Source organism: Micrococcus sp. R8502A1, from assembly GCF_006704135.1.
Taxonomy (GTDB): Bacteria; Actinomycetota; Actinomycetes; order Actinomycetales; family Micrococcaceae; genus Micrococcus; species Micrococcus luteus.
The window spans coordinates 1-12,891 of sequence record NZ_VIGS01000029.1; the positions used below are offsets into that span (position 1 = coordinate 1).

At 72.5% G+C, this 12,891-nt stretch carries 9 protein-coding genes; 1 reads left to right on the plus strand and 8 read right to left on the minus strand.

From position 1 onward, the window contains the following. Window positions 1-829 precede the first annotated feature (829 nt). The 4 genes from tyrS to FLM69_RS06965 all read right to left on the minus strand — a co-directional run bounded on the left by tyrS (window position 830) and on the right by FLM69_RS06965 (window position 7,486). Window positions 830-2,173 (minus strand): tyrosine--tRNA ligase, encoded by a 1,344-nt coding sequence (tyrS, locus tag FLM69_RS06950; protein WP_141843625.1) that lies wholly within the window; start codon window positions 2,171-2,173, stop codon window positions 830-832. A 69-nt stretch (window positions 2,174-2,242) separates the two neighbouring features. Continuing rightward, window positions 2,243-4,531 carry a UvrD-helicase domain-containing protein gene (locus tag FLM69_RS06955; protein ID WP_141843627.1) on the minus strand — a complete coding sequence of 763 codons (2,289 nt, stop codon included), beginning with the start codon at window positions 4,529-4,531 and terminating at the stop codon, window positions 2,243-2,245. Between the two features lie 167 nt (window positions 4,532-4,698). Then, window positions 4,699-6,159, minus strand: coding sequence for an argininosuccinate lyase (gene argH / locus FLM69_RS06960; protein ID WP_020625385.1), 1,461 nt, complete (start codon window positions 6,157-6,159; stop codon window positions 4,699-4,701). An 85-nt stretch (window positions 6,160-6,244) separates the two neighbouring features. Next, on the minus strand, window positions 6,245-7,486 hold the full coding sequence (locus FLM69_RS06965) for an argininosuccinate synthase (protein ID WP_049146392.1): 1,242 nt from the start codon (window positions 7,484-7,486) through the stop codon (window positions 6,245-6,247). A gap of 621 nt (window positions 7,487-8,107) precedes the next feature. On the opposite strand from FLM69_RS06965, the gene rpf reads away from it, so the two are divergent. Continuing rightward, window positions 8,108-9,055: a resuscitation-promoting factor Rpf gene (rpf, locus tag FLM69_RS06970; RefSeq protein WP_141843629.1), complete on the plus strand. Its 948-nt coding sequence runs from the start codon at window positions 8,108-8,110 to the stop codon at window positions 9,053-9,055. A gap of 114 nt (window positions 9,056-9,169) precedes the next feature. Here rpf and argR read toward each other — a convergent pair whose 3' ends face one another. From argR to argB, 4 genes are read right to left on the minus strand one after another with little or no spacing between them, the layout of a single operon-like run. Next, window positions 9,170-9,658, minus strand: coding sequence for an arginine repressor (gene argR / locus FLM69_RS06975; protein WP_036337506.1), 489 nt, complete (start codon window positions 9,656-9,658; stop codon window positions 9,170-9,172). Further along, window positions 9,658-10,617 (minus strand): ornithine carbamoyltransferase, encoded by a 960-nt coding sequence (argF, locus tag FLM69_RS06980; RefSeq protein ID WP_141843631.1) that lies wholly within the window; start codon window positions 10,615-10,617, stop codon window positions 9,658-9,660. The genes argR and argF overlap by 1 nt, the downstream gene beginning before the upstream one ends. Beyond that, entirely contained in the window at window positions 10,614-11,900 is a 1,287-nt protein-coding gene (locus tag FLM69_RS06985) for an acetylornithine transaminase (RefSeq protein WP_095694723.1), read from the minus strand. The genes argF and FLM69_RS06985 overlap by 4 nt, the downstream gene beginning before the upstream one ends. Beyond that, on the minus strand, window positions 11,897-12,883 hold the full coding sequence (gene argB / locus FLM69_RS06990; RefSeq protein ID WP_169577793.1) for an acetylglutamate kinase: 987 nt from the start codon (window positions 12,881-12,883) through the stop codon (window positions 11,897-11,899). The genes FLM69_RS06985 and argB overlap by 4 nt, the downstream gene beginning before the upstream one ends. Window positions 12,884-12,891: the final 8 nt, after the last annotated feature.

A 12,891-nucleotide genomic window follows, 5' to 3' on the forward strand; every position in this document is an offset into this window, starting at 1 on the left:
AGCACGCCGCCAGCGTTCATCCTGAGCCAGGATCAAACTCTCCGTAAAAAAATTACAGAACAACACCGTGGCAGCCGGAAATAACCACCACGACATCCATTCAATACCTGGCAGACCATCACCACACCACGGGGGTGGCAGGCGATGATCAACCAATATGTGTTAAAACAATTGGCATCAACAAACTTGGCACACTATTGAGTTCTCAAACAACAGGCGCTTCCAGCTTCAGCGACCCGCTCCGCGGGCCGTTTCGCTCTGGAGCAACTTCTCCATCCTAGACCATCCGTTTCGACCGTGTCAACTCCGTGTCCGAAGCATTCACCGTCCGTTCACATGGTCGGGCTAGAAAACCTTACCACGCGATCCGACAATGTCAACTCCGCTTCCGCGGGGCCAGACACTCACCGGACCATCCACGTGGAAGGCCTCGAGAAGCGTACCACATGATCCCCGGCTGTCAAACCAGATCATCTTCTTCAGGAATCCCGACCCGCATCACTGCCGGCCGCGCACCCGGTGAGCACCACCCGCCCTGGACCTGCCATTCTCGGCACGAATCCGCGGATTCTGTGTTCTTCACCCCGCCTCCCGGTCACCCGGTCGGCGTCTTGAGCACGAGATGGAACTCTACACACGAACCCCACCGAACACAAAATCAAGGGTGACACCCGGCGGCCACGCATGAAAAAGGGCCCCGTTCTCCGCAGAATCCTGCGGAGAACGGGGCCCTGTGCTCCTCGCGTGGGCGGTTCCTCCGCCGTCGCCGCCCGTCGTGTCCTCGGTCACTTCTGGCGAGCCGGTGGACACCGGTGGTCTGCGGCTGCGGTCAGCCCTCCCCCAGGTCTGCGCCCGCCATGTTCTTCTTGCCCCGGCGCACCAGCAGGTGCCGGCCGGCGAAGGCGTCGTCTCGGGTGAACACCTGGTCGGCATCCGTCACCCGCACGTTGTTCACCGACGCGCCGCCGTCGCGCACCGTCCGACGCGCCTCGGAGCGCGAGGCGACCAGCCCGGTGGAGACCAGCAGCTCGACCGCGGTCACGGTGCCCGGCTCCCCCTCCCACTGGGTCCGGTCGGCCTGCGGCAGCTCGGCCAGCACGGCGGTCAGCGTGTCCGGATCCACGGTGGTGAGGTCGCCGCCTCCGAACACGGCCTGGGAGGCCTCGATGACCTTCGTCGTCGTCTCCTCTCCATGGGCCAGCGCGGTGACCTCCCACGCCAGGCGCTTCTGAGCCTCCCGGCGGAACGGCTCGTCGGCCACCTTCTGCGCGTACTCCTCGATCTCCGCGCGGGTCAGGAACGTGAAGACCTTGAGCCGGTCGACGACGTCCGCGTCCGCCGTGTTGAGCCAGAACTGGTAGAAGGCGTACGGGGAGCACATCTCCGCGTCGAGCCAGACGGCGTTGCCCTCGGACTTGCCGAACTTGGTGCCGTCCGCGTTCGTGATCAGCGGCGTGCCCAGCGCATGGGCGTGGGTCCCCTCCACCTTGCGGATCAGCTCAGTGCCGGCGGTGAGGTTGCCCCACTGATCGGAGCCGCCGGTCTGGAGGGTCACGCCGTGCCGGCGGTGCAGCTCGAGGAAGTCGTTGCCCTGCAGCACCTGGTAGGAGAACTCCGTGTAGGAGATGCCCTCATCAGAGTTCAGGCGCTTGGCCACGATCTCCTTCTTCACCATCGTGCCGACGCGGAAGTTCTTGCCGACGTCCCGCAGGAAGTCCAGCGCGCTCATGCCCGCGGTCCAGTCCAGGTTGTTGACCATGGTCGCCGCGTTCTCCCCCTCGAAGGAGAGGTACGGCTCGATCTGCGCGCGCAGCGACTCCACCCACGCCGCCACGGTCTCCTGCGAGTTCAGGACGCGCTCCGAGGTCTGCCGCGGGTCGCCGATGAGCCCGGTGGCGCCGCCCACGAGGGCGTACGGGCGGTGGCCGGCGAGCTGCAGGCGGCGCAGGGTGAGCAGCTGGACCAGGTGTCCCAGGTGGAGGGACGGAGCGGTCGGGTCGAAGCCGCAGTAATACGAGACGGGCCCCCCGGCCAGCGCCTGCTCCAGCGCGGCCTCGTCCGTCGAGACGTGCACGAGCCCGCGCCAGCGCAGCTCCTGCCAGACGTTCTCGAAGCTCGGGTCGTTCGCCTGTGCGCGCAGTCGGGCCGCGCGCTCCTCGTTCTGGGGTGCCATGGCCCCCAGCCTAGCGACGCGCCCGCGCGCCTCCGCGACGCCGCGCACGTGCGACGTCGCCCGCGGGGCTCACTCCGGGACGTCCGCCAGCCCGGCCGGCAGCGCGGCCGCGTCCGTCCCGGCGACGACGGACAACGACTGGGTGGCGCGGGTCATCGCCACGTACAGATCGCCCACCACGCCGCGCGCGTCGGCCACGATCCGCTCGGGCGAGACGAGGACGACGGTGTCGAACTCCAGTCCCTTGGTCTCCCACGGGGTGGCGACGACGATCTCGACGCCGGGCAGCGGCGCGGTGTCCACGGCCGCCTCCCCCCACCGCTCCCGGAGGACCGTGAGCAGCTCCCCCGTCCGCCCGGCGGGGGCGATCACGGCGGTCAGGGCCTCGGGCACGCGGTCCCTTTCAACTTCGACCGCCTCGAGGGCCAGGGCGGCGACGTCACCGCCCGGCTCCGTCACCAGACGCGGGCGGTGGTCGCCCTCGCGCACGGCGCGCGGATGGGAGACCTCGAGCCCGGCCGCCCGTGCGACCTGCGCGGCCCAGCGCATCACGCGCGCCGGCGAGCGGTAGTTCACGGTCAGCTCTTCCAGGCGCCAGCGGTCCCCGAACTCCGGGGCGAGGACGGACGCCCACGAGCCGGCCGCGTCGCGACGGGAGGACTGCGCGATGTCGCCCACGATGGTGAACGACTTCATCGGGCAGCGGCGCGCCAGCAGGCGCCACTGCATCGGAGAGAGCTCCTGGGCCTCGTCCACCACCACGTGCCCGTACGTCCAGGTGCGGTCGTGGGCCGCGGTCTCGGCGGTGGTCCGTCGCACGCCGCGCGCCTCATTGGCCGCGGCCAGCTGCTCGGCGTCCACGACGCCGTCGACGCCCAGGTCCGCGAGCGTCTGGTGCATGTTCTCCAGGGACGCCCGGGCGTTCTCGAGGTTGCGCTCGTGCTGGGCCGCGGACTCGCCGCCCCGGCCCGGGGTGTCGAGGCGTCCGAGCAGCTCGGCCGCCTCGTCCAGCAGGGGCACGTCGGCCTCGGTCCAGGGGGCGTCGGCCGGGCGCAGGAGCGCGCCGACCTCGGCGTCGGACAGCCACGGGGCGGCCGCCCGGAGCAGGTCCTCCCGGGTGAGGAGGTCGCCGATGAGCTTCTCCGGCGTCAGCGGCATCCAGCAGAGGTTGAGCGCGATGCGCACGTCGCGCGAGGTGCGCACGTCCTCGAGCAGGAGGTCACGCTGCACCGGGGTGCCCGAGGACTTCTCCAGCTTCTTGCGCAGCTTCTCCGCGAGCTCGCGGACGAGGATCTTCACGAACGTCACCCGGGCCTCGTTGTGGGGCTTGCGGGTGGCCCGTGCCTTGTCCCGGGCGCGCCGGACCATGGCCGGCTTGAGCTTGACGGCCGTGCCGTCGATCATCAGGCGCCGCGGCTCGACGAGCAGGCGCTGGCGCTGCGCGACCGCGTGGGCGACGGCGTCCACCATGTCCAGCCGGCCCTTCACCGCCGCCGCGTCGAGGTCCGGCTCCGGGACGGCCCGCACGCCCGGCATCAGCGTCCCCAGCGAGGACATCACGACACCGGTCTCGCCCAGCGAGGGCAGCACCCGCTCGATGTACCGCATGAACGCGGTCGACGGGCCGACGATCAGCACGCCCGAGCGCGCGAGGCGCTCCCGGTGGGTGTACAGCAGGTAGGCCGCACGGTGTAGGGCGACGGCGGTCTTCCCCGTGCCGGGCCCGCCCTGCACCACGACCGCCCCGGGCAGGGGCGCGCGGATCACCTCGTCCTGCTCCGCCTGGATCGTGGCGACGATGTCCCCCATACGTCCCGTGCGTCGGGCGGTGACGGCGGCCAGCAGCGCACCCTGGGCATCGGCGCGCACGCCGTCCTCGCCCAGCAGCGTCGGGTCCAGGATGTCGTCCTCGAGGTCGCGCACCTCGCGCCCCCGCAGCATCAGGTGACGACGACGGCGCACGCGGCCCCGGTGGGCCGCCGTCGCCTGGTAGAAGGCGCCGGCCTCGGCCGCGCGCCAGTCGACGAGGAGGCGCTCGTGGTCCTCGGTGGTGAGGCCGATGCGCCCGATGTACCGCTGCTCGTCGGCCCCACCCTCCCGCTCGGCGTCGAGGTCGAGCCGGCCGAAGACGAGGCGGTCGTCCACGGCGTAGAGCTGGGCGAGTCGGTCCTCGTAGAGGCTGGCGAAGGCGTCGCGCTCGGAGTGGTTCTGCAGCGACCCCTGCGGGCCGGTCCGGCGCACGGCCGCGAGCTGGCGCTCCTTCTCCTCACGCAGGGCGTCGAGGCGGGCGTACCGCTCGGCGACCCGACCCCGCTCGAGGTCGAGCTCGGACTGGCGGACGGACACGGTATCGGTCATCGGGGGCCCTCGCGGTGCGGTGAGGGGCGGACCATGCTGCGGCCCGCCCGGCGGAAAAGTGACCACCCATGCTACGCCGACCGCGGTGAACGGCGGGTGACGCGGCGGTGCCCTGGGGGCGCCGCCGCGTCCGGCCCGGTCGGCGCCGCCTCGGCCGGGCGACCGCGTCAGCGGGCGTCGACGACGGAGCCCGGCGTGTCGGCCCAGCGGCGCAGCGGTTCCAGGGCGTCCTCGAGCGCCCCGATCTGCGCCGCGACGGCCGTCGGTGCGGTCCCGCCCTGGGCGTCGCGAGAGGCGAGCGAGCCCTCCGTGCTGAGCACCTCGCGGACCTGCGGGGTCAGCGCCGGCGAGATGGCGGCGTACTCGTCGTCCGTGAGGTCCCACAGCTCCACGCCCCGGGCCTCGGCCGCCTTCACGGCCGCGCCCGACAGCTCGTGGGCCTCGCGGAACGGGACCCCCTGGCGGACGAGCCACTCGGCGACGTCGGTGGCCAGCGCGAAGCCCTGGGGGGCCAGCTCCGCCATGCGCTCCGTCTGGAACTCGAGGGTGGCGATCATCCCGGAGACGGCGGGCAGCAGCAGCTCGAGGGTGTCCGCGGCGTCGAAGACGGGCTCCTTGTCCTCCTGCAGGTCGCGGTTGTAGGCCAGCGGCATGCCCTTGAGCGTGGCCAGCAGCCCCGTGAGGTCGCCGATGAGGCGGCCGGACTTGCCGCGGGCCAGCTCGGCGACGTCCGGGTTCTTCTTCTGCGGCATGATCGAGGACCCCGTGGAGTACGCGTCGTGCAGCGTCACGAAGCCCGCCTCCTTGGTGGCCCAGAAGATGACCTCCTCCGAGATGCGGGACAGGTCGACGCCGACCATCGCGGCGACCCACGCGAACTCCGCGTACACGTCGCGTGCGGCGGTGCCGTCGATCGAGTTCCACACGGCCGACTCGAAGCCGAGCTCGGTGGCCACGGCGTTCGGGTCCAGACCCAGGGAGGAGCCGGCCAGGGCCCCGGAGCCGTACGGCGAGACGGCCGCGCGTGCGTCCCAGTCCACGAGCCGCTGCAGGTCCCGCGCGAATGCCCAGGCGTGCGCGAGCAGGTGGTGCGAGAGCAGGACGGGCTGCGCGTGCTGCAGGTGGGTGCGGCCCGGCATCGGCGCGTACGGGTGCGCCCGCGCCTGATCGAGGAGCGCGTCCACCGTGGCGATCACGCCCCGCGCGATGATGCGGGCGTGGTCGCGCAGGAACATCCGGCCGAGGGTGGCGACCTGGTCGTTGCGGGATCGGCCGGCCCGCAGGCGGCCGCCGAGCTCGGGACCGGCCCGCTCGATGAGGCCGCGCTCGAGCGAGCCGTGCACGTCCTCATCGGACGCTGCCGGGGTGTAGGCACCGGAACGCACGTCCGCCTCGAGCCGGTCGAGGGCCGCGATCATCCCGTCCAGGTCGTCCGCACTGAGCAGACCGGCGGTGTGCAGCACCCGGGCGTGGGCACGGGAGCCGGCGATGTCATAGGGCGCCAGGCGCCAGTCGAAGTGCGTGGACTTGCTGAGCGCGGCGAGCGCCTCGGAAGGGCCGCCGGCGAAGCGGCCGCCCCACAGGGCGCCCTCGTTGGTCCCGTGGCGGGCGTCGGTGTTCTCGGTCATCGAAGGTCTCCTCGAGGTCGGTGACAGGCCGACGGCGGCCGGCCCGGTCGCGGGCGGGCCGCCGTCGTGCGCGGGGCGTGCGGGGTCAGTCGTTGGACAGGCGGGCGACGTCCTGGAGGTCGTCGCTGCCGCGCAGGCGCTGCTCGCGCTCGGAGGCCGTCTTCGCGGACAGGCCGAAGATGTCGATGAACCCGCGGGCCGAGGACTGGTCGAACGAGTCGCCCTCGTCGTATGTGGCGAGGTTGAAGTCGTACAGGCCGGTCTCGGACCGGCGACCCTGCACCGTCGCGCGGCCGCCGTGGAGCTCCAGGCGGATCTCACCGTTGACGTGCTCCTGGGTCGCGTCGATGAACGTGTCCAGGTTGCGCTTCAGCGGGGAGTACCACTGGCCGTCGTAGACCAGCTCGGTCCAGCGCTGGTCCACATGCTTCTTGAAGCGCGCCTGTTCCCGCTCCAGGGTGACGTTCTCGAGCTCACGGTGGGCCGCGATCAGCGCCATGGCGCCCGGGGCCTCGTAGATCTCGCGGGACTTGATGCCCACGAGGCGGTCCTCGACGATGTCGATCCGGCCCACGCCCTGGGCGCCGGCCCGGCGGTTGAGCTCCTCGATGATCTCCAGCGGGCTCAGCGCGCGGCCGTCGAGGGCCGTGGGGACGCCGCGCTCGAAGGCGATCGTGACCACGTCCGGCGCCGGCGGGAAGGCGGGGTCGTCCGTGTAGTCGTAGACGTCCTTCGTGGGGCCGTTCCAGATGTCCTCGAGGAAGCCGGTCTCGACGGCGCGGCCCCACACGTTCTGGTCGATCGAGAACGGGTTCTTCTTGGTGGTGACGATCGGCAGGTCGTTGCGCTCGGCGTACTCGATGGCCTTCTCGCGGGTCAGGGCGAGGTCGCGCACCGGGGCGATGCACTTCAGGTCGGGGCCGAGGGTCTGGATGGAGACCTCGAAGCGGACCTGGTCGTTGCCCTTGCCGGTGCAGCCGTGCGCCACCGTCGAGGCGCCGAACTGGCGGGCCGCCGCGACCAGGTGGCGGGAGATGACCGGGCGCGAGATCGCGGAGACCAGCGGGTAGGCGTCCATGTAGAGGGCGTTGGCCTTGAGCGTGGGCATGCAGTACTGCTCGGCGAACTCCTCACGCGCGTCGGCGACGTAGGCCTCGACGGCGCCGCAGTCCAGGGCGCGCTGGCGGATCGTCTCGAGGGACTCGCCCCCCTGGCCCACGTCGACCGCGACGGCGACGACCTCGGCGCCCGTGGCCTCGGCGATCCAGCCGATGGCCACCGAGGTGTCCAGGCCGCCCGAGTAGGCAAGGATGATGCGTTCCTTCACGTTTTCTCCTTTATATAGGGGGGCGTCTCCGAGCGCGGCACGTGGCCGTCGAAGGCGTGCTCGGCGACGATCCTACCCGGGTCTTGAATAAATATGCAACTGACGGAATATCAGCTCCCGACGGCCCCTGTGCAGCCCCTCTGCGCCTGCAGCGACGGCCACGGGCAGCCATCGCTCCGCCCTCGAATCCCGGGCCGAACGCGACTCAGGTCACGGCCTCGGCCGTCGATCGTGACCTTCGCCCATGCCCCTGTGACGGAGGTTGTCCACACCGCCGGATCAGACACCATGACAGCAAATCCGGCCAGCAGCGTGCATTTCATCCACGCGTCCACGACTCAGGGGTCGATTCGTCACCCGATCTCAAATGTGAGACGGACGGGCAAGAATCCGTCGACCCATGATTTGACGCGAGGGGGGCTCCCGTCGTTGACTCTTCCGTAGCCGATTCGTGATCGAACCGTGATCTGACCGAGAGGTCGGGGACGGGGAGGCCACGACATCGAACCCCCTCCGACGGTCGCCCGCTGCTGGGTCGTCTCGAACCGACGGAGGGCATGACCCGACCAAGGAGAAGGACGACCCCGGCGCGCCTCGGCCGCCGATCAGCGAGGACTCGCCATGGACACCATGACTCTCTTCACCACTTCCGCCACCCGCTCCCGCCGTGCCACCGCCTCGATCGTTGCGGGCATGACCCTCGCCGGCGCCGCCGCCGTGGGCTTCTCCGCTCCGGCCCAGGCCGCCACCGTGGACACCTGGGATCGCCTCGCCGAGTGCGAGTCCAACGGCACCTGGGACATCAACACCGGCAACGGCTTCTACGGCGGCGTGCAGTTCACCCTGTCCTCCTGGCAGGCCGTCGGCGGCGAGGGCTACCCGCATCAGGCCTCGAAGGCCGAGCAGATCAAGCGCGCCGAGATCCTCCAGGACCTGCAGGGCTGGGGCGCCTGGCCGCTGTGCTCGCAGAAGCTGGGCCTGACCCAGGCTGACGCGGACGCCGGCGACGTGGACGCCGCCCCGGTCGCCGTGGAGCGCACCGCCACCGTGCAGCGCCAGTCCGCCGCGGACGAGACTGCTGCCGACCAGGCCGCGGCTGAGCAGGCTGCTGCCGACCAGGCCGCGGCCGAGCGCTGGGCCGCCAAGCAGGCTGCTGCCGACCAGGCCGCCGCCGAGCGCTGGGCCGCCAAGCAGGCTGCTGCCGAGCAGGCCGCCGCCGACAAGGCTGCCGCCCAGCGTGCCGCCGCCGCGGAGAAGGCTGCCGCTCAGAAGGCCGCTGCCGCTGAGAAGGCCGCCGCTCAGAAGGCTGCCGCCGCGGAGAAGGCCGCCGCTCAGAAGGCTGCCGCCGCTGAGCAGGCCGCTGCCGCGGAGCAGGCCGCTGCCGCGGAGCAGGCCGTCGTCGCCGAGGCCGAGACCATCGTCGTCAAGTCCGGTGACTCCCTCTGGAAGCTCGCCAACGAGTACGAGGTGGAGGGTGGCTGGACCGCCCTCTACGAGGCCAACAAGGGCGCCGTCTCCGACGCCGCCGTGATCTACGTCGGCCAGGAGCTCGTCCTGCCGCAGGCCTGAGACGCCTGACCGGTCCCCCGGACCGGTACCACACGAGGAAGGCCCCCGCCGTCGGCGGGGGCCTTCCTCGTGCCTGGTGCCCGTCACCCGCGCGGGCGGGGCCGGACGGGTCGGTTAGCCCGCCAGACCCAGCAGGTGGGCCGCGACGGCCGGGGCGGACGTGGTCCCCGTGGTGATGAGGAGGATGGTGTCGTCGCCGGCGATCGTGCCCATCACGTGCTCCACGCGCGCCTGGTCGATCACGCTGGCCAGGAACTGCGCCGCGCCCGGGGGCGTGCGCAGGACCACGAGGTTCGCGGTGGGCTCGGCGGAGACGAGCAGCTCGCGGGCCATGCTCGCCAGGCGATTCAGCTGCGCGTCCGAGCCGCGGCCCGGCACGGCGGCGTCGTCGCCCTCCGCCGGAAGGGCGTAGACCATGCCGGCCGGCCCGCGCGTCCGCACCGCGCCGAGGTCCACCAGGTCCCGCGAGAGCGTGCCCTGGGTGACGGACAGCCCGCGATCGCCCAGGGCGTCCGAGAGTTCGGCCTGGGAGCGGATGCCCCGGGTGGCCAGGATCTCCCGGATCGCGGCCTGACGGGCGATCTTCGTCGTGGGGGCGGCCATCAGCGCGGCTCCTCGGCCAGGCCGGAGCGATACAGCAGCCAGGCGATGAGCGCCTTCTGCGCGTGCAGCCGGTTCTCGGCCTCGTCGAACACCACGGACCGCGGCCCGTCGATCACCTCGGCCGTGACCTCGTAGCCCCGGTACGCGGGCAGGCAGTGCAGGAAGATCGCGTCGTCGGCCGCCCGCGCCATCGCGGCGGCGTCCACCTGGTAGTCCCGGAACAGCGCCAGGCGGGCCTCCTTCTCCTCCTCCTGGCCCATGGACACCCACGTGTCGGTCACGACGACGTCCGCGCCCGCCAGGGCCTCCACCGCGTCCGTCGTGACGAGGACGGAACCGCCCGTCTCCGCCGCCCGCCGTCGGGCGGCGGCCACGACGTCCTCGGCAGGCAGGTGCCCCTCGGGGCCGGCGACCCGCACGTGCATGCCGGCCGTCGCGCAGCCGAGCAGGTACGAGTGGGCCATGTTGTTCGCCGCGTCCCCCAGATACGCCAGAGTGCGGCCCGCCGTGCCGCCGAGGTGCTCGCGCACCGTCAGCAGGTCGGCGAGGATCTGACAGGGGTGGTAGTCGTCGCTGAGCGCATTGACCACGGGCACCGAGGAATGGGCGGCCATCTCCTCGAGACCGGCCTGCGCGAACGTGCGCCAGACGATGACGCCGACCATCCGCTCCAGCACGCGGGCCGTGTCCGCCACGGACTCCTTGTGGCCCAGCTGCGACTCCCCCGGGTTCACGATCAGCGGCGTCCCGCCGAGCTCGGCGATGCCGGCCGCGAACGAGACGCGGGTGCGCGTGGAGGTCTTGTCGAAGAACACGATGCCGGTCCGGGGCCCGGCCAGCGGGCGGTGCCGGAACCGGTCGGCCTTCATCTGCGCGGCGAGGTCGAGCACCTCGGCCTGCTCGGCCGGGGTGAGGTCCGTGTCCACCAGGAAGTGGCGGACGGCGGCAGCGGGGGTCATGGGCGGTCTCCTTCGGCGGGGGTCAGGGCGGCGGCCACGAGCCCGGGCAGGGCGGCGGCGAAGCGCTCGAGCTCGGCCACGGGCACGGTGAGCGGCGGGGCCAGGCGCAGGGTGGACGGGCCGGTGGCGTTGAGGATCCAGCCCGCCTCGAGGCCGGCGGCGACGACGGCCGGGGCCAGCCCGCCGGCCTGGACCGGTCCCGCGGGGTCGGCCAGGTCGACGCCGATCCACAGGCCGTGACCGCGGACCGCGGCCACCTCGGGCAGGTCCTCCAGCCGTGCGGCCACGGCCTCGCCCGCGGCGCGGACGTGGCCGAGCAGGCCCTCGTCCTCGACGGTCTGGAGCACGGCCAGGCCCGCGGCGGTGGCCAGGGGGTTGCCGCCGAACGTGGTGCCGTGCTGGCCGGCGGTGAGCAGCCCGGAGACGGCGGGGCCGACGCACACGAGCGCCCCGATCGGCACGCCGCCGCCCAGTCCCTTCGCCAGGGTGAAGGCGTCGGGCACCACCGGCTCGGCCGCCCCGGTGACGGCCGGGTTCTGGAAGCCGAACCACGTGCCGGTGCGGCCCACGCCGGACTGCACCTCGTCGAGGATCATCAGGGCGCCGGCCTCGCGGGTCGCGGCCCGCACCTCGGCCAGGTAGCCGGCCGGCCAACCGTGCACGCCGGCCTCGCCCTGGACCGGCTCGAGGATGACGGCGGCGACGGTGGCGCCGTCGTCGTCCGGGGCCAGGGCCGCTCGCAGGGCCGCGGCGTCCCCGCCCGGCACGTGCTCCACGCCGCCGGGCAGCGGCTCGAAGGGCGCCCGGTAGGCCTCCTTGTGCGTGAGCGCGAGGGCGCCCATCGTGCGGCCGTGGAAGGCCCGCTCGAGCGCGATCACCCGCGTCCGGCGGCCGGACGGGTCCTCCGCGCCGTGGCGGCGGGCGAGCTTGAACGCGGCCTCGTTGGCCTCCGTGCCGGAGTTCGCGAAGAACACGGTGGAGCCCGCGGGCGCGCCGGCCAGCTCCAGCAGGCGCTCGGCCAGGCGGATCTGCGGCTCGGAGGTGAAGAGGTTGGACACGTGGCCGAGCGTGGCGATCTGCTCGGACACGGCCCGCACCAGCGCCGGGTGGCCGTGGCCGAGCGCGTTCACGGCGATGCCGGCCAGCAGGTCCGTGTAGCGCCGGCCGTCGGTGTCCCACACGTGGACCCCCTCGCCGCGCACGAGCACGCGGGCGGGGCGGCCGAAGACTCCGGTCAGGGCGGCGTGGTAGCGCTCCAGCAGCGCGGACTGGTCGGTGCTCATGCGTCCTCCTCGGGGGTGGTCGGGGCGGTGGGTTCGGCGTCGGGCACCACCTGGGTGCCGACGCCCGCGGAGGTGAAAACCTCCAGCAGCATCGAGTGGGGGCGGCGGCCGTCCACGACGTGGGCGCGCTGCACGCCGGCGTCGACGGCCGCCAGGCACGCGGCCATCTTCGGGATCATCCCGGAGGCCAGGGAGGGCAGCAGCGCACGCAGCTGGGCGGCGGTGAGCGAGCTGATGAGGGAGTCCCGGTCCGGCCAGTCCGCGTAGAGGCCCTCGACGTCGGTGAGCAGCACGAGCTTCGCGGCGCCGAGGGCGGCGGCCAGGGCCGCGGCGGCGGTGTCCGCATTGACGTTGAGGACCTGCCCGGTGGGCTCGCCGTCGTCGTCGATCTCGGGGGCGACCGACGAGACCACGGGGATCCGCCCGGACTCGATCACGTCGAGGATCGCGGTCGGGTCGACGCCGGTGACCTCGCCCACGAGGCCGAGGTCCACCTCCTGCCCGTCCACGACGGCGCCCGTGCGGCGGGCGCGCAGCAGCCCCGCGTCCTCGCCGGAGAAGCCGACGGCGTACGGGCCGTGGGAGTTCACGAGGCCGACCAGCTCGCGGCCCACCTGTCCCGTGAGCACCATGCGGACCACGTCCATGGCCTCCTCGGTGGTCACGCGCAGGCCGCCGCGGAACTCGGACGCGATGCCGAGGCGGTCGAGCATCGCGTTGATCTGCGGGCCGCCGCCGTGCACCACCACGGGGTGGACCCCCACGTGGTGCAGGAACACGATGTCCTCGGCGAACGCCCGGCGCAGCTCCTCCGACACCATGGCGTTGCCGCCGTACTTGACGACCATGACGGTTCCGGCGAACCGCCGGATCCAGGGCAGGGCCTCGACGAGGACCTCCGCCTTGGACTCGGCGCGGTCGAGCCGGTCCGCGGTGGACAGGACGGGTGCGGCCGCCGTGGCCGGGTCGGTGTGCGGGCTCATGCTGGGGG